This is a genomic window from Endozoicomonas elysicola (assembly GCF_000710775.1).
In the GTDB taxonomy this organism is placed as follows: domain Bacteria; phylum Pseudomonadota; class Gammaproteobacteria; order Pseudomonadales; family Endozoicomonadaceae; genus Endozoicomonas; species Endozoicomonas elysicola.
Genome location: NZ_JOJP01000001.1, coordinates 4,330,123 through 4,348,015, shown reverse-complemented (window position 1 = coordinate 4,348,015; position 17,893 = coordinate 4,330,123). Strand labels below are relative to the sequence as shown.

The following is a 17,893-nucleotide window of genomic DNA, read 5'->3' as shown; positions in this document are numbered from 1 at the left end:
TCTTCACGCCGCCTTGTCTTAAGGCTCAAATCTTCATGCTCATCACGGGAGTTAGAAAGCACGATTGGTATCATTCTATGGACTGGAATTTTGCAGAATTCAGGTTCATGATCTGGGTTCGGATTTCTGGTCAAAACGTTCTGACCACTCTTTGAGAACCTGCTTGCGACCTGAAGCCATGGCCCCGAAATCCATGCTGACCATAGCGCTTTCGACATCCGGGTAATTGGCCACTGGTTTATGAACTTCTTTATGACCTACCACGGCATAAGCCTCTGCGTACTGCTCGTTGGCTTTGGCCGTTAAGCTCCAGTTCACCAGTGTTCTTGCTGCTTTTTCTCTGGCAGTGCCCTTTACCATCCCGACGGACTCAACGTCCCAGCCAATGCCGCCTTCCGGCATGATCAGATCAAGTGGAGCACCTTTGGTTTTTAACTGGGCTCCGCGGATTGCCTGGGAAATCCCGATGGCCACTTCGCCCATGGCTGCCTGGACACAGGGTTTAGAGCCGGAGTGGGTGTAGTGGGCAATGTTATTGTCCAGTCCTGACATGTAGCTCCAGCCTTCCTCTTCACCCATGCTTTGCAGCCAGGCGGAAACCTGCATATAACCGGTGCCGGAGGAAGCGGGGTTTGGCATGGCGATCTGCCCCTTGTATACCGGGTTCAACAGATCCTGCCAGGATTCTGGTTTTGGAAGGTTGTTGGCTTTGGCAACGGCTTCGTTGTAGCAAACGACATTGAAAAAGGCCTGATTACCAAACCAGGCTTTACCTGTTTCCGGGTCAACCAGCTCAGATTTGATGTCGTTCAAACCGGCAGGTGTATAGGTGGCGAGCACGCCTTCCTGTTTCAGTAGCGCCATGCTTGAGCCCGCCAGTCCCCACACAACATCGGCACGACTGTTACTTTTTTCTGCCAGCAGTTTTGCGGTCATCACTCCGGTGGAGTCTCTTACCCACTTGATACGGATATCAGGATGATCCGCTTCGAAGGCTTTTTTGTATCTGGTCAGCAGGTCTGATTCAAAAGCGGTATAGACTGTGAGTTCTTCCTGTGCAGCATAAAGACCCGTGCTGATCAGGGAAGTGAGTGTCAGTGCCAGAGGCATCCGTGCGGATAAAAGGCGTTGCTTTTTCATGGTCAATGATCCTCAAGACCGGTGGAGTGAGTATCTGGTACAGACCAGATTCGTTAATGAGGATCGTAGAAAAAATAAATGACGATAGTGTGACTGATTTTTTGCAGAAATATGAAAATTGTCAGCCAGTCTCAGCTGTGATGACAATGGCATCATGCCGCCAGTATTCAAGGTCGCAATCGATAACCAGACCTTCAGAGTTCTGGTTCACCCTCGTAACCAGCAGACCGGAGCTTCCTGTGGTCACTTTCAGGTGATGGGCTGAGTCGCCGTGAAGACCTACTGGATAGAGTTGAAAGCGGACCCGATGATAAGCGGTGCTGTAGTGTTCCCGGTAAACATCGGACAGTGATCGTTCAAGGTTGTGCTCAAGCAACCCGGGAAAGTACTCCGGAATGATGTAGTTTTCGACGTATACCACGACTCTATTGTCGACTGAACGAAGGCGTTGCAGACGATAAACCGGAGTCAGCGGTTGTAAACCCAGCAATCTCTGCACGCCTGCTGTTGCGGGCACCAGCGATGCGCTTAATAACCGGGTTGCTGGTGAGCGCCCCTGGTCGGTAACCATGGTGTGAAAATTGGCATTTCTGGTTGGGTCATAGACCAGGCGTTGCGGTGCCACAAACCAGCCCCGGCGGTCTTCTCGATAAACCAGGCCATCCGCTTCCAGCGAGGCGAGCGCTTCCCTGAGAGTAACCCGGGTGGTGCCAAACCGCTCACTGAGCATTCGCTCTGAAGGCAGTTTGGAACCTGCCTTAAGCCCACCATGTTCAATCTGATCGCACAGTGCTATTCGAATCAGCTGATACTGGGTTCTTCCATGGTCCATATTCATGGCTAATGAATTACCTTTATCTAAAGGGAAGGCAAACAGTGTTTCCTGTGTCGAAAAGCGCAAAGGTGACTATTGTGCAATGAGCTTTGTCTGCCGCGAGAGGAGGGAATTTTGCGGGCAGGCTACCTGAAGTACAAGATAGCCCGCTATTTCAGAGGCTATTTTCCAGGTGTTGGTCGCCAATCAGCAGAGCTTCATCAATGCCATCAACAACCCAGTCCAGCTCCTCTCGTGTAACGACCAGGGGAGGGACGACCCAGACACCAAACTTGTCACCGGGTACATAGATATTCTTTTCATGAAATAGAAAGTCAGCAATGTCTTTTACGACGGTCTTTGTATACTTTTCAGTGTGTTTTCTCAGTGCTTCCCGGGTTTCCCGGTTGGCTACCAGCTCAAGGGTCCAAAACAGACCCAAACCTCGAACATCTCCCACACAGGGGTGTTTCTCTTTGAGTTCATGTAGTCGCTGTCCAAGGTAGTCGCCAAGTTCACGGGTTTTTTCCAGCAGGTTCTCTTCGTGTAACACCCGGATGCTCTCAAGAGCACCGGCGGCGGCAAGAGCATGACCCGAGAAGCTCTGGCCATGTCCGAAAATCTGGTCGTCAAATGAGCGGCTGATTTTTTCAGAGAAAATGGTCGCAGCGATCGGCGCATAAACCCCGAGCGCTTTGCCCATCACGATAATATCCGGCTCAATCCCATAGTGTTCAAACGCAAAGAAGCGGCCAGTGCGACCCATGCCGGTCATGGTTTCATCCACGATCAGCAGAATTTGCCACTTGTCGCAGAGCTCCCTGAGTTTCTGCATATAGCCTGGAGGGGGAGGAATAATGCCGTTGCTGCCAACCACGGTTTCAACCAGCATGGCGGCCACTTTATTCGAGCCCCCTTCCTGCTCAATCAGGTAATTCAGGTAGGCTATATTTCGATCGACACCTTCTGAGCCCTCACCAAACAGGTTGCGGTAATTGTCGGCGTCAGGGGCAAACACGACGCCTGGCACCGCCAGGGGTTCCATAAACCAGCGTCTTGGGTCTCCGGAGACAGAAGCAGCACCAGCTGTTGAACCATGCCAGGAGCGATAGCGGGAGATGATCTTGTAAGGGAACGGGTACTGCACAGGGGCATCCACATTCTGTTGTGAACCACCCATGACTTCATTGTACTTATACATTCGCGCGGCTTTGATCGCAGCCTCCACAGCGGCCGCACCGCTCTGGCTGAAATAGACTTTCCGGTCGGAGCTGCCCGGTACCAGTTCTGCCAGTGTTCTGGCCAGCTCTGCGGTAGGTTCTGTAGCAAAGTCGTCGGTCACATAAACGACCTTACCCATCTGCTCCTGCATGGCTTTCATGACTCTGGGATGACGAAAGCCAAGATTGATGCACTCATGGGCGCTTCTTAAATCAAAAATACGACGACCATCGGTTGTTTCGATCCAGCATCCATCTGTCTGCTGAACCGGAAGAGGGCGATACTCCTTCTGGCGACCCCAGCATTGCATGAAATGACGTTGTTGAATGTCTGCAAATGACTCCATCCTGTTTTCCCCTGATACTTGCAGTAATGGTATAGACCATTAATTCAGATAAACATGACAGTTTCGTTAAAGGCTCTTGATGGTATTTAAAAGCGAGTATTGTTAGGGCCTGTTGACGTTTCGTTGCGAGCTCAGCGGATCAGGGCGCCCCTATGACGAGGCGCGGCATTGTAGGAAGGCTGGTTGCCTTTCAAAATGCCGCAACGAAGTCATAGGGGCGCCCTGATCCGCCCGAAGGGTGGCCAAGAAAAGCGCCATCTGCTTTGTCAGGCTTGCTTGATGTAGAATAACTACACGCGGCGCAAGCCTTTCGCGCATATAACGCTTTTCTGGGCCACTGAGCATGCAACGAAACGTCAACAGGCCCTATTGATTCAGTGCTTTATGAACTTTTTATGAAGGTTGATGCTGTCGTATTTACAACCTTTTTGAGAGCCCTCATGATTTTAAATATTGGTATAGACCAGTTTTAAAGTGTGAGGACAAGGCATGACTGCCACTGAAAACCCTTATCTGCTATTGACCCCGGGGCCTTTATCCACTTCACGTACTGTGCGTGAGTCAATGCTCAGGGATTGGTGTACCTGGGATGATGACTATAACCGTAACGTTGTTGAGCGTGTGCGGGACAAGCTGGTTTCGTTGGCGACTACAGATGCTGGTTATACAGCCGTGCTGATGCAGGGCAGCGGTACGGCTTCTGTGGAAGCTACGATTGGTACGATCATTGGCAATCAGGATCGCCTGCTGGTGATTGATAACGGCGTGTATGGCGCACGGATGGCTGAAATAGCCCGATACCTGAATATTGATGTTCAGGTCTTGAGTTATCGAGAAACAGAGCTTCCAGCAGTAGACGATATTGACGGAGCTTTGCAGACAGATTCCGGAATTACTCATGTAGCGATGGTTCACTGTGAAACCACGACGGGCATGTTGAATCCGCTGGAAGCGGTTGCTGGTGTTGTTAAAAAACATAACCGGTTACTCATCATTGATGCCATGAGCAGCTTTGGCGGCATTCCACTGGATATGGGTATGTTGGGTATCGACTACCTGATCAGTTCAGCGAACAAGTGCATTCAGGGTGTTCCCGGTTTTGGTCTGGTGATCGCCCGTGAGCATTTACTGGCGAAATGCGCCCATCAGGCTCGCTCTCTGTCCCTTGACCTTTATGCTCAGTGGCGCTGCATGGAAGACCATCACGGCAAGTGGCGTTTTACTTCACCGACTCATACGGTCAGAGCCTTCTACCAGGCGCTGGAAGAGTTGCATCAGGAAGGTGGGGTTGCTGCCCGTTATCAGCGATACCAGAATAATCAGAAACTGCTGGTTCAGGGGATGGAAGAACTGGGCTTTGAGTGCCTGTTACCCCATGAAATGCATTCCCCTTTTATTACCTCTTTTCGATCGCCACAGCATCCTGAATATCAATTTGACCGTTTCTATCAGCTGCTCAAACAACAGGGCTTTGTGATCTATCCAGGCAAAGTATCGGATGCTGATTGTTTCCGGATTGGCAATATCGGTGAAGTGTATCCCCAGGATATTGCTGCACTGGTTCAGGCCATTGCCAGCAGCATGTACTGGGAGCAGTGATGGTTATGGTTGAATCACTGAACAGTGAAGGTGATATCAATAGCACTGAAGAACGCGCCCGCTGGCAGGCAACGCTTGACCATCAGGAAACCCAGAAGTTACTGGATGATGATGCCCGTTACTTTCTCCATCAGTCCATGTCGACCCCCTGTCTGGATGTGCTGACCCGGGCAGAAGGGATTTATATAGAGGACGTCCGTGGCAGGCGTTATATGGATTTCCATGGCAATAATGTTCACCAGTTGGGTTACGGACACCCAGTCGTGGTTAAACGTGTCCGGGATCAACTGGATACGCTGCCTTTTTCACCAAGACGCTTTACTAACCCGGTCGCTATTGAGTGTGCCCGAAAACTGGCAAGCCTTTGTCCGGACGATTTGAATCGTGTTCTGTTTGCTCCGGGCGGAACATCGGTCATCGGGATGGCATTGAAACTGGCCAGGCTGGTGACCGGCAACCATAAAGTGGTTTCCCTCTGGGACTCTTTTCATGGCGCGTCGCTGGATGCCATTGGTGTGGGGGGGGAGGCTTGCTTTCGAACGGGTATGGGGCCGTTAACGCCGGGTGTAGAACGTATTCCACCTCCGGTCAGTTATCGGGGAGTGTGGCCAGGGGAGGATGGTTCTGATGTCCATTATGCTGACTATCTGGAATACGTTATCGAGAAAGAAGGCGGAATCGGCGCCTTTATTGCCGAAACGGTCCGCAATACCGATGTGCAGGTTCCCAGTCAGGCGTATTGGCAGCGGATCAGGGAGATTTGTGACCGTCACAATGTATTACTGATCATTGATGAAATACCCAATGGAATGGGCAGAAGTGGTGAGTGGTTCACCTTTCAGCACTACGGCATCACTCCGGATATTCTGTGTATTGGCAAAGGGCTTGGTGGCGGTATTGTGCCCATGGCAGCGATGATAACCAGAGATCGCTTCAATATCGCATCGTCTATTTCCCTCGGGCATTACACCCATGAAAAAAGCCCCGTTGGCTGTGCGGCTGCCCTGGCCACCATAGAGGTGATCGAGCAGGAAAACCTGCTTCAGAAAGTGAAAGCGGATGACGCTTTCCTGCGAGATCGTTTGGGGGCGATGAAAGCCAGGCATCCCATTATCGGAGATGTCAGAGGTATTGGTCTCTTATGGGGTATTGAGCTGGTGACTTGTACTGAGAAAAAGACCAGAGCCACCGCAGAAGCTGAAAAGGTGCTCTATCGATGCCTTGAAGGTGGGCTCAGTTTTAAGGTTTCTCAGGGCAATGTACTGCAGTTGAGTCCGCCATTGACGATTGAGCGTCAGGACCTGGTACGAGCACTGAATATTATTGAACAGGCAATTTCGGACATTGAGGTATAGATCATGGATGTAAAAAAAAGCGTCGAAGCGGTGATTCTGGATTGGGCGGGTACTGTCGTGGATTTTGGCTCCTGGGCGCCCACGTCTATTTTTGTTGAAGCGTTCAAACAGGCTTATGATTTTGATGTTTCACTGGCAGAAGCTCGTGTTCCCATGGGGCTTGGAAAGTGGGATCACATAAAAACTCTGGGTGCGCTGCCAGAGGTCAGCAAGCGATGGCAGTGCCGTTTTGGGCGGTCAATGTCAGATGCTGATGTGGATGATATATACAGAACTTTCATGCCGCTGCAGAAAGCGAAAGTGGCCGAATTCTCAGACCCTGTTCCCGGGGCACTGGAAACGATTGCGCTGCTGCGTAGAGAAGGGATTAAAATTGGTTCCTGCTCAGGTTACCCAAGAGAGGTGATGGATATTCTGATGCCTGCTGCTGCAGAGAAAGGCTATTCTCCGGATGCTGTGATTGCCAGTGATGATTTACAGGCTGGTGCCCGGCCCGGTCCCTGGATGGCGCTTCAGAATGTGATTGAACTGGGTATTCACGCCGTTAACCACTGTGTCAAAGTGGATGATTCCGCTCCAGGCATCAGTGAAGGGCTGAATGCCGGCATGTGGACGGTGGGGCTGGCATTGTCGGGCAATGAGGCTGGAATGACGCTTGAAGAGTATCTGAGCGCTTCCAGTGGCTATAAGGCCGAAAAGAGGGCCTTGGCTACCGATAAGCTGGTGACAGCAGGTGCTCACTATGTAGTGGATACCATTGCGGACTTGCCAGACGTTATCAGCGATATTAATACGCGTCTGATCCGTGGAGAAAAGCCCTGATTTGTGGGTGTTGGTATTGTATTCTCTGAGAGCCTGTTTTTCAGGCTCTTAATTTTTTAAATGCGCTGAACTGTCCTCGAAAATATAAAAACTGGTGCTAATACTGCGTGAAAGTGGTCAGTTTTTAATAGTTTACCCTTCTTTATGTTAGTCCCATTGGACGATGATTCCTCTTCCCTCAATGGCTTTAATCAGTGGCAATGACAGTAAGGCCATGCTGTCGGTAAATCTCTGCTGCTGAAAAAGCGATGAACCGGATTTGCCGACAGCACTTTAAGCCTTCGTGTAAACGCCTTGAGTCGAAAGTGCCGCATTGTTTAACGCAGTGTTCAGCTAGGAGGCTATCCGAGAATAGCGCCCGTAGCGAGGATGGCAGAGAATTGAGGATAAAAAATCCATTTTGTGAGGTGAATAGTGGTTCTATTTGCCGAACAAAAAGTATTTTTTAGACCAATTAGCTGCCACCGCTGTAGGCAGTCTATTTTCGGACAGCCTCCTGGGCACTCTCATAATAAGAAGATACAGAGGAACAGGTGTTATGGATATTCGCGGACTTGGCTATGTCACCGCAGAGTCAACTGATCTGGATCAGTGGCGCCAGTATGGAACCCAGGTATTGGGAATGATGCTGACTGAGGATTCTGATGACAATACGCTGTATCTGAAAATGGATGACCGTAACTATCGAATTCTTGTGGAAAAGTCTGATCAGGATCGTTATGGCGTCAGTGGCTGGGAAGTTTCAGGTCCTGACGCTTTCCTGGAAGCCATTAGTGATCTGGAAAAAGCCGATGTGCAGGTGGTTCACGGTACTTCGGAAGAAGCCAAAGCCCGAAAGGTGCAGGAGCTGATTAAATTTTCTGATCCGGATGGTAATCGTCATGAAATTTTCTGGGGGCCTCAGCAGGACTTTGCCCGCTTTATTTCTCCTGTGGGTGTAAAAGAGTTTGTTTCTGAGGGGCTGGGTCTTGGACATACCGTATTGCCTACACCGGCTTTTGACAAATGTCGTTCTTTTTACACTGATGTTCTCGGTTTTGGTCTCTCTGACCTAATGACCGTTCGCTTTACCGATGATCCTAATGAGCCGGAAAAGCGCCTGCACTTCATGCACTGTAATAATGGACGTCACCATTCTCTGGCGATTTTTGAAGCTCCGGTACCCTCTGGCTGTGTACATATGATGCTGGAAGTCTGTGATATGGACGAAGTGGGCCGGGCGATGGACCGTATGGTTGCCAATGGCATCAAGCTGACGGCAACGCTTGGGCGTCATACCAACGATGAAATGACCTCTTTCTACATGAAGACGCCTTCCGGCTTCGACATGGAATATGGCTGTGGTGGCCGTGTTATGGACTGGGATAAGCACACAGCCTTTGAAAGCACTGTTGTCAGTCACTGGGGTCATGACTTCAGCGTGGGCTTTAAATAAGAGATTTATTCGCCGCCCGCTGCCCGCTTCCCGTTGCCCGTAAAAGCAATCTATTTATCTTTTTCGGGCGGCAGGGAGCGGGTGGCGGGAAGTGTCAGACAAATAAAAGGTGTACTTCATGGACAAACGCATGACCGCTGGAGACATTGTTGCTGAACTGCAGGACGGTATGACCATCGGAATCGGGGGCTGGGGCCCACGACGTAAGCCAATGGCTCTGATTCGTGAGATTCTTCGTTCAGACCTAAAAGATTTGACAGTCGTCGCCTATGGCGGTGCAGACGTGGGTATGCTCTGTGCTGCGGGTAAAGTGAAGAAGGTTGTCTTTGCGTTCGTTTCTCTCGACTTTATTCCGCTCGAGCCCTACTTCCGTCAGGCTCGCCAAAAGGGTGAGATTGACGTCATGGAAATTGATGAAGGGATGCTGCTGCTGGGTCTGAGAGCTGCTGCCTGGGGATGCCCATATATTCCTACCCGTATCGGACTGGGTACTGATGTCGTTCGTGTCAATCCAGAAATCAAGGTGATTGACAGCCCTTATGATGAAAAAGAGTGGGTTGCCATGCCTGCCTTGAAGCTGGATGTCTCTCTCCTGCACGCCGACCGTGCTGATGAACGTGGTGTATGCCAGATTAAGGGCTCCGATCATTATATGGATGACTGGTTTGCTCGGGCAGCCGAGAAGACCTTCGTAACCTGTGATGAGCTGGTGGATGCGGATTACTTCAATAATCCGGAAGAGTCTCGCTACGTATTCTGGGAACGCTCCATGACCAGTGGTGTATGCCTGCAGCCGGGTGGCGCTCATCCAACGTCGTGTGCACCACTGTATGGTTATGATGTTCCCCACTTCAAGGAATACAACGCTTCAGCAAAAGAGGGCGGTTTCGAGACCTATTTTGAGAAGTTTATTAAAAACAACAGTGAAGAAGAGTACCAGACCAAAGTCGGTGGTCTGGAAGCGATCAAGCAACTGCCGTTGCCGGTTTATTAATTGAAGTCAGCCTTGAGCTGTTATGGAGAGTAGATTATGACGAATCCGGTCAATGACAGTGCAGCCTCTGAGTATTCACTCGCTGAGCTGATGATCTGTGCCGGGGCAGAAGCCTTTCGGAATGACGGAGAAGTACTGGCCACAGGCATCGGTTTGATCCCCCGTCTGGCTGCCAGTCTGGCTATGAAAACCTTTAATCCTGATCTGATGATGACTGACTCAGAGGCCTGGTTGCTTTCTGAACCAAATCCGGTTGGGAATCGTGAAGAGGGTTTCGTCCAGAAGAATGAAACCTGGATGGGGTTCTCCCGAATTTTTGACAATGTCTGGAGCAGCAAGCGCCATGCAATGGTCGGCCCTACCCAGGTTGACCGCTATGGTCAGGCCAACATTTCCGCACTGGGTGGCACCTATGAGCAACCAAAAGTACAGATGCTGGGCGTTCGTGGATTTCCCGGTAACTCCATCAGTCACGCCAATAGCTTCTTTGTACCCAGTCACAATAAACGTGTCTTTGTAGAGGGCGAATGTGACGTAGTGGCGTCCATTGGTTACAACCCACAAAGGCTGCCTAAAGGGTACTCACTGGATGACATTGATATACGACTGGTGATTACAGATCTCTGCGTGATGGATTGGAATGGTCCGGATCATCAGCTTCGTCTGGTTAGTACCCATCCTGGTGTCTCAGTAGAACAGGTTCTGGAAAATACCGGCTTTGAAGTCATTGTTGATGGAGACATTCCGGTGACTGCAGCGCCTACCCAGGCGCAGCTTGACGTTATCAGGCAGCTTGACCCACACAACCTCAGGGCCAGACAGCTCAAGGACAATCCACCCGGAGATCGTCGTCAGTAAAGCGTACTTCGCTCTTCATTGGGCGGGGTATTAAACGGTAGTGGGAAAGAATAAGAAGTATAAGAGGAAGCCAGGCGATGACAGATATCAATTCCGAAGAAACCAGCAGCCAGGATGTCGTTCTGTACGAAGTTCGTGATGGTGTAGCCATTGTCACCATGAACCGTCCTGAATATAACAATGCCCAGAACTCAAAGATGACCTATGCGCTGGATGCGGCTTTTAAGCGCGCCAGTGATGATGACGACGTTAAGGTGATTGTTCTGGCCGGTGCTGGCAAGCACTTTTCTGCCGGTCATGATATCGGTACTCCCGGTCGGGACGTGGATAAGACATTTGATCGTGCCAGCCTCTGGTATGACCACACCAATAAGCCCGGTGGTGAATTTCTCTATGCCCGTGAGCACGAAGTGTATCTGGGAATGTGCCGTCGCTGGCGGGAAATTCCCAAGCCAACCATTGCCATGGTTCAGGGAGCCTGCATTGCAGGTGGCCTGATGCTGGCCTGGGTCTGTGACCTGATTGTTGCCTCTGATGACTCTTTTTATGCAGACCCTGTTGTTCGAATGGGCATTCCCGGCGTTGAGTATTTTGCTCATGTACATGAACTGAATCCGAGAATTGCCAAGGAGTTTCTCTTTCTTGGTGAGCGGATGCCTGCAGAGCGAGCTTATCAGATGGGGATGCTTAACAGGGTAGTCAGCCGGGAAGATCTGAAAGAGGAAACTCTCGCGATTGCTGGCCGTATTGCCAAAATGCCTCGTCTGGGACTTCAGCTCACCAAGCAGGCTGTGAACAATGCGGAAGACCTGATGGGCAAGCGTACGACCATGGACATGGTATTCGGTCTTCATCACTTCGCTCACTCCCACAATGACCTGGTTTCCGGTGATCGTCTGGCAGGGTTTGACGGCAAATCCATGGCGGCATCCCAGCGGGAAACGTCAAAAGATAAAAAGAAGGCGGAGGCATAATGGAGACCCGTCTGACGAAATTACTGGGCTGCCAGTATCCGGTTATACAGACTGCCATGGGCTGGGTCGCAGACCCAAAACTGGTGGCTGCAACCTGTAATGCTGGTGGTTTTGGTTTTCTGGCCGGCGCCACGATTCCTCCAGAAGAAATGGAGGCAGCCATTCTTGAAACCCGAAAGCTGACGGACAAGCCTTTTGGTGTGAACTTTCATATGTATCAGGCCAATGCAGCTGAGATTGTCGACATGGTGGTGCGTCATGGCATCAGAGCTGTCAGCTACAGCCGTTCGCCCGGTAAGAAAATGGTGGCTCAGCTAAAGGATGCAGGTGTCGTCTGTATTCCGACCGTTGGGGCACTCAAGCATGCCATCAAAGCGGTAGAGATGGGCGCTGATGCGGTCACGGTTCAGGGTGGTGAAGGTGGTGGTCACACTGGATCGGTACCGACCTCCATTCTGTTACCCCAGGTGGTTGATGCGCTGGATGTACCGGTTGTTGCGGCGGGTGGCTTTAAGGATGGAAAAGGCCTGATCTCAGCCCTTGCCTACGGGGCAGAAGGCATTGCCATGGGAACCCGCTTTTTGATGACCAAAGACAGTCCCGTGCCGGCAGCCACACTCGATCGTTATGTAAAAACCAGCAATCCGGGCAGCATTATTGTCAGTAAGGCCATTGATGGTATGCCTCAGCGAATGATCACCAATGAATTCCTGGCAGAGCTGGAAAAGGCCGGGGCTCTGAAAAAATTGATTCTGGCGATCAAAAATGGTCTGGCTTTCAGAAAATACACGGGCATGTCCGTGGTCAGCCTGTTGAAAACGGCCCTGCAAATGAGAGGGGAAGGCCAGATGACCGCAGCGCAGACCATTATGGCGGCCAATGCGCCAATGGTGATTCAGAAGGCCATGGTGGATGGGCGGCCGAGTGAAGGCGTATTGCCGGCCGGACAGGTAGCTGGAGCTATTGACAGTCTGCTGAGCTGTGAAGAGCTGATTCAGGAAATCATGCAGGAAGCCCGGCAGCAAATGGCCAGGCTGAACAGCCTGGAAAAAGTTAAGGCTGTTGAGCCAGCGTAAAGCGCTTCAGCGTAGGTCGGCTCTCAGTCTGGAGCCGGCAAGTGATTGCAGTCTATATCGTCGGCTCCCATCAGGAACCGGCCTACATTGAGATAAGAATAATGAGCAAACCATTTAATGTATCCATCGAGCAGGGGGTTGCAGAACTCATTTTTGATCACCCGCCTGTCAATGCATTCACCAGTCAGGGCTGGGCTGATATTGCCACTGAGATAGAAGCGCTGGGCAAAAACGACGAAGTGCGTGTGATTATCATCGGTGCCAAAGGTCGGGGCTTCTGTGCCGGTGTTGATATTAAAGAGCTGGCAGAAGATGGAAGCCTGATCGTTAAAGTGAACAAGGGTAACTATGACACCTTTGAAGCGATCCATTTGAATCCCAAACCGGTCATTGTGGCGGTACATGGCTTTGTTCTTGGTGGTGGTATCGGTATCTCCGGTGCGGCTGACATCATTGTTGCTTCAGAGTGTGCACGCTTTGGTGTGCCGGAAGTCGACCGTGGAGCCATGGGTGGTGGTGCCCATTTGCAGAGAATGTTCCCGGTTCAGAAAGTGCGTTACATGTATTTTACCGGTGACATGATTGATGCCCAGGAAGCTTATCGACTTGGTGCTGTGGAGCGGGTTGTCCCAAAAGATCAGCTGTTGGATACCGCTCGTGAAATAGCGACCAAGATTGCGGCCAAAAGTCCAAAAATGATCAAGCTGGCAAAAGAAGCGCTGACCGGCATTGAAGATGGCAGCCTTGAAGCGAAATATCGTTGGGAACAGGGTTTTACTCTGGAGGCTTATACCTCTCCGGACTCTCAGGAGGCCAGAGACTCATTTGTTGAAAAACGAGATGCATCGTTCTCGTCAAAAGACGCAAACGCTAAGGAAGCCACGGAGGCGTAATATGGATCTTAGTTATACCGACAGTCAAAACGCCTTCCGTGAGGAAGTGCGCAACTGGCTGGCTCAAAATGTACCTGCGCAGCCTCTGCAATCCTTTGATACGGAAGAAGGCTTTCGTCAGCACCGTGAGTGGGAAGCCCAGCTGAATGATGGACGCTGGGGCATGGTGACCTGGCCAGAAGCTCTCGGAGGCCGTGGCTGTGACCTGATTGAGTGGCTGATTTTTGAAGAAGAGTATTACCGTTCCGGCGCACCGGCGAGGGTTAATCAAAACGGTATCTTCCTTCTTGGCCCTACGTTGATGGAGTTTGGCACAGAAGAGCAGAAGGCTCGCTTCCTGCCAAAGATGGCTACTGGTGAAGAGGTTTGGGCCCAGGGCTGGTCTGAGCCCGGTGCAGGCTCAGATATGGCGGCCATTCGCTCAAAGGCCGAGCGGGTAGGCGACCATTATGTCATTAATGGCCAGAAAACCTGGTCGACCCGGGCGGTATGGGCAGACTGGACCTTCGGTATTTTTCGTACCGATCCTGAATCCAGTCGTCACAAAGGGCTGACTTTTATTCTTGTGCCTCTGGACGCAGAAGGCGTCACTGTACGCCCAATTCCACAGCTGGATGGCTTGCCAGGATTTGCTGAAATCTTCTTTGACAACGTTAAAGTTCCGGTGGAAAACGTTCTGGGTGGTGAAGGCATGGGGTGGCATGTCGCCATGTCCACTGCCGGTTTTGAGCGTGGTCTGATGCTTCGTTCTCCTGCCCGTTTTCAGGAGACGGCCCGTCGACTGGTTGAGCTTTACAAGGCTAACCTCGGCCACAGCGAAATAAAGAGCTCTGCAGATATTGATCCTGCTGTTGGCGATGCGGTGATGAAAGCCTGGATGGATGCTGAAGCTTATACCCTGAATACCTACATGACCGCATCCCGGTTGGTACAGGGTGGAAAGATTGGCCCTGAGTCATCAACCAATAAGATTTTCTGGTCTGAACTGGATCAGAAAATGCATGAAACCGCCATGAGTATTCTGGGGGCACGAGCCGAACTCTGGCCTCATGCCCCAGCCGCAGGCGAGGTGGGTAAATGGCTGGATGGTTTCCTGTTTTCACAGGCCGGTCCGATCTATGCCGGTACCAACGAAATTCAACGTAATATCATTGCCGAGCGTATGCTGGGCATGCCCAGAGCGTGAGGGTGCAGCAATGAATTTTACTTTTACTGAAGATCAACTGATGTTCCACGACAGTGTGAAGTCATTTTTGACCAATGAAGTCACACCGGAAAGAATTCGTGAGCTCTGGGAAAGCGATACTGGCCGTTCCAGTGAGCTTTGGGGGCAGCTGGCTGAACTCGGCCTGACCGCGATGACCGTGCCTGAGGCATTTGGTGGCCTTGGCATGAATGAACTGGACTTTGTGCTGCTGGCTGAAGAGTGTGGTTATACCGCTTTGCCAGAAGCCCTTGTTGAAACGGTGATGGTTGCAGTTCCACTAATAAGCAGCCTGGGCGATGAACAGGCTGAGTTTAAAGAGTCCTGGTTGAGCCGAATTGCGACTGGCGAGGCTCGTGTCGCTGTTGGCCATCCGGATAATCCTCTGGTTCCCGATGCTCATGTTGCAGACCTTCTGCTTCTTGCCAATGGCGATGAGGTGCATGCGCTGTCCCAGGGACAGGTTCAGCTGACAGAAAATCCGTCCGTTGACCCCAGTCGTAAACTGTTCACTGTTGAGTGGACACCATCCACTGAAACTCTTATTTCAGGAGCTGGGATTGCTGATGGCACTGCCGGAAAGCAGTTATGGCAGGATGCCTTGGATCGTGGTGCACTGGCGGTTGCTGCACAGCAATTGGGTCTGGCCAGAAAAATGGTGGATCTGTCCGTTGATTACACCTTTGAGCGCAAACAGTTTGGCAAGCCCATTGGTTCATTTCAGGCAGTGAAGCATCTGATGTCCAACGTGGCAGTGCAGATTGAGTTTGCCAAGTCACCCCTCTATAAAGCAGCTTACTCGGTTGCTTATGGCTTAAACAGCCGCGCTAAAGACGTATCTCATGCCCGTCTGGTGACCACCGATGCAGCCATGCTCGGGGCGAAAAATGGTATCCAGTCTCATGGTGCCATGGGGTATACCTGGGAAGTCGATCTGCAGATCTTTATGAAGCGGGCCTGGGCTCTGGCTTCTTCTTACGGAACACAGGGTTTCCATAAGCAGCGTATTAAGCAGTTTATATTGGCTGACGAAGCTCAGCTGGGTGCTGGAAGTACTTTCGCATAGGCTCCGAGGGGATAAGAATAATGCCAGAAGCGTATATTGTTGATGCTGTCCGCTCTCCAACGGGGCGGCGTAAAGGTGGTTTAGCTCATGTGCACGGAGCTGATCTTGGCGCTCATGTGTTAAAGGCCATCGTCGAGCGTAACGGTATTCCGGATAATGAATACGACGATGTTATTTTTGGTTGTGTCGATACTATTGGCCCTCTGGCGGGGGATATTGCCCGCACAGCCTGGCTGGCAGCGGGCTTGTCTGAAGAGGTTCCCGGAACCACCATTGACCGTCAGTGTGGTTCTTCCCAACAGGCGGTTCATTTTGCTGCTCAGGCCATTATGAGTGGAACGCAGGATGTGGTGATTGCCGGTGGTGTTCAGACCATGACCCAGATTCCCATCTCTTCAGCAATGATGGCGGCGGAACCCTTGGGGTTTACTGACCCTTTCTCTGGCTCAAAAGGCTGGGTTGAACGCTATGGCGCTGAGCCGCCCACGCAGTTCAAGTCTGCCCAGATGATTGCTGACCATTGGGGTTTTTCACGGGAAGATCTGGAGCGTTACTCTCTGGAGTCCCATCGACGTGCACTTCAGGCGATTGAAGAGCAGCGCTTCGGTCGAGAGATTGTACCAATGGAAGGTGTGTCTGTTGATGAAACGCCTCGACAGTCCACTCTGGAGAAAATGGCTGAACTGGATTACCTGTTTGGTTGTGAAAAAGTCACTGCCGGTGTGTCGAGCCAGACCTGTGATGGTTCTTCTGCCGTTCTGATTGTCTCAGAGGCAGCTCTGAAGAAATACAATCTGACACCTCGAGCTCGAATTCATCATATGAGTGTTCGTGCCGCTGATCCTATCTGGATGTTAACGGCTCCAATTCCTGCTACTGAGTATGCATTGAAAAAGGCGGGCATGACGCTGGATCAGATTGACCTGGTGGAAATCAATGAAGCGTTTGCCTCTGTTGCCATGGCGTGGTTGAAAGAGACTGGCTACGATCATCAGAAAACAAACGTCAATGGTGGTGCAATTGCGCTTGGACACCCTCTTGGAGCTACTGGTACCAAGCTGATGACCACGTTGCTGCATGAATTGGAACGTACGGGTGGTCGCTTCGGGCTGCAAACCATGTGTGAAGGCGGTGGTCAGGCCAATGTCACGATTATTGAACGACTGTAAAAAGAATAATAACAGGGGATTAAATGATGGCCATTTGTGAAAACCGTGTTGTGATTGTGACCGGTGCCGGTGGTGGACTGGGCAGGGCCTATGCACTGGGTTTTGCTGCCGAAGGTGCCAGGGTGATTGTTAATGATATTAATGAGAAAGCGGCATCGGATGTCGTAGAGACCATTAAAGAAGCTGGTGGCGACGCGGTGGTTAATACCAATGACATTACCGACTATGAAGAGTCTGCCCTGATTGTGAAGCAGGCCATCGATGCGTTTGGTGATCTGCATGTGGTTGTGAATAATGCCGGAATCTGTCGTGACCGCATGTTTGCCAGCCTGTCAGAATCCGACTGGGATGCCGTGATGGCGGTTCACCTGAAGGGACATTTCTGTATTGCAAGTCATGCGGTTAAATACTGGCGTGAGCAGTCTAAAGGCGGTAAAGCCGTCAGTGCCCGTATCATTAACACCAGCTCCGGTGCTGGTCTTCAGGGTTCCATTGGTCAGTCAAACTACGCTGCAGCAAAAGGTGGTATTGCCTCCCTGACGCTGGTTCAGGCGGCTGAGCTGGCTCGTTACGGCATTACTTCAAATGGTCTGGCTCCAGCTGCACGCACCGGCATGACTGAGGACGTTTTTGCTGATGTGATGAAAAAGCCTGAAGATGGCTTCGACTTCTTTGCTCCGGAAAATGTGGCTCCCCTGGTGGTCTGGCTGGGCTCAGAACAGAGTGCCAATGTGACCGGTAAGCTCTTTGAAGTGGAAGGTGGCAAGATCTCGATTGCTGATGGCTGGCGTCGTGGCCCCGAAAAAGACAAGGGTGCACGCTGGGAACCATCAGAAGTTGGCAGTGCAGTTGCCGAGCTGGTGGCTGAAGCTGTGCCTGCCCAGAAGGTATACGGCACCTGATACTGGACGAGCCTGTATTCAGCAG

The 17,893-nt window shown here is 51.3% G+C and carries 16 protein-coding genes; 13 read left to right on the top strand and 3 right to left on the bottom strand.

Annotation, left to right across the window (positions count from 1 at the left end; translation table 11 throughout):
- Window positions 1-105: 105 nt before the first annotated feature.
- The 3 genes from GV64_RS18355 to GV64_RS18345 form a co-directional block, all read right to left on the bottom strand.
- Window positions 106-1,140, bottom strand: a complete 1,035-nt coding sequence (locus GV64_RS18355; protein ID WP_020584956.1) for a putative 2-aminoethylphosphonate ABC transporter substrate-binding protein — start codon at window positions 1,138-1,140, stop codon at window positions 106-108.
- 121 nt (window positions 1,141-1,261) lie between these two features.
- Window positions 1,262-1,978, bottom strand: coding sequence for a UTRA domain-containing protein (locus GV64_RS18350; protein WP_020584955.1), 717 nt, complete (start codon window positions 1,976-1,978; stop codon window positions 1,262-1,264).
- Between the two features lie 151 nt (window positions 1,979-2,129).
- On the bottom strand, window positions 2,130-3,521 hold the full coding sequence (locus tag GV64_RS18345) for an aminotransferase family protein (protein WP_020584954.1): 1,392 nt from the start codon (window positions 3,519-3,521) through the stop codon (window positions 2,130-2,132).
- Window positions 3,522-4,010: 489 nt separating this feature from the next.
- Here GV64_RS18345 and phnW point away from each other — a divergent pair, with 489 nt between their 5' ends.
- The 13 genes from phnW (at window position 4,011) to GV64_RS18280 (ending at window position 17,868) form a co-directional block, all read left to right on the top strand.
- Window positions 4,011-5,120, top strand: a complete 1,110-nt coding sequence (gene phnW / locus GV64_RS18340) for a 2-aminoethylphosphonate--pyruvate transaminase (RefSeq protein ID WP_020584953.1) — start codon at window positions 4,011-4,013, stop codon at window positions 5,118-5,120.
- The gene (locus GV64_RS18335; protein WP_020584952.1) at window positions 5,120-6,475 is read left to right on the top strand and encodes an aspartate aminotransferase family protein; all 1,356 of its coding nucleotides are present in this window, start codon (window positions 5,120-5,122) and stop codon (window positions 6,473-6,475) included. Before phnW ends, GV64_RS18335 begins: the two co-directional genes overlap by 1 nt.
- 3 nt (window positions 6,476-6,478) lie before the next feature.
- A complete protein-coding gene (gene phnX / locus GV64_RS18330; protein ID WP_020584951.1) occupies window positions 6,479-7,297 on the top strand; it encodes a phosphonoacetaldehyde hydrolase in 819 nt (272 codons plus the stop codon).
- Window positions 7,298-7,835: 538 nt separating this feature from the next.
- Entirely contained in the window at window positions 7,836-8,732 is an 897-nt protein-coding gene (locus GV64_RS18325; RefSeq protein WP_020584950.1) for a VOC family protein, read from the top strand.
- A 118-nt stretch (window positions 8,733-8,850) separates the two neighbouring features.
- Window positions 8,851-9,726, top strand: a complete 876-nt coding sequence (locus tag GV64_RS18320) for a CoA transferase subunit A (RefSeq protein ID WP_020584949.1) — start codon at window positions 8,851-8,853, stop codon at window positions 9,724-9,726.
- 36 nt (window positions 9,727-9,762) lie between these two features.
- Complete coding sequence (locus GV64_RS18315) at window positions 9,763-10,584, top strand: acyl CoA--acetate/3-ketoacid CoA transferase subunit beta (RefSeq protein ID WP_020584948.1); 822 nt, start codon at window positions 9,763-9,765, stop codon at window positions 10,582-10,584.
- 77 nt (window positions 10,585-10,661) lie between these two features.
- Entirely contained in the window at window positions 10,662-11,558 is an 897-nt protein-coding gene (locus tag GV64_RS18310; protein WP_020584947.1) for an enoyl-CoA hydratase, read from the top strand.
- Window positions 11,558-12,634, top strand: a complete 1,077-nt coding sequence (locus GV64_RS18305) for an NAD(P)H-dependent flavin oxidoreductase (protein ID WP_020584946.1) — start codon at window positions 11,558-11,560, stop codon at window positions 12,632-12,634. Before GV64_RS18310 ends, GV64_RS18305 begins: the two co-directional genes overlap by 1 nt.
- Before the next feature lie 41 nt (window positions 12,635-12,675).
- Window positions 12,676-13,527: an enoyl-CoA hydratase family protein gene (locus GV64_RS18300; protein ID WP_020584945.1), complete on the top strand. Its 852-nt coding sequence runs from the start codon at window positions 12,676-12,678 to the stop codon at window positions 13,525-13,527.
- Between the two features lies 1 nt (window position 13,528).
- On the top strand, window positions 13,529-14,713 hold the full coding sequence (locus GV64_RS18295; protein WP_020584944.1) for an acyl-CoA dehydrogenase family protein: 1,185 nt from the start codon (window positions 13,529-13,531) through the stop codon (window positions 14,711-14,713).
- Window positions 14,714-14,723: 10 nt separating this feature from the next.
- Complete coding sequence (locus tag GV64_RS18290; protein ID WP_020584943.1) at window positions 14,724-15,797, top strand: acyl-CoA dehydrogenase family protein; 1,074 nt, start codon at window positions 14,724-14,726, stop codon at window positions 15,795-15,797.
- Between the two features lie 20 nt (window positions 15,798-15,817).
- Complete coding sequence (locus GV64_RS18285) at window positions 15,818-16,966, top strand: acetyl-CoA C-acetyltransferase (RefSeq protein WP_020584942.1); 1,149 nt, start codon at window positions 15,818-15,820, stop codon at window positions 16,964-16,966.
- Window positions 16,967-16,989: 23 nt separating this feature from the next.
- The gene (locus GV64_RS18280) at window positions 16,990-17,868 is read left to right on the top strand and encodes an SDR family oxidoreductase (protein WP_020584941.1); all 879 of its coding nucleotides are present in this window, start codon (window positions 16,990-16,992) and stop codon (window positions 17,866-17,868) included.
- Window positions 17,869-17,893 lie beyond the last annotated feature (25 nt).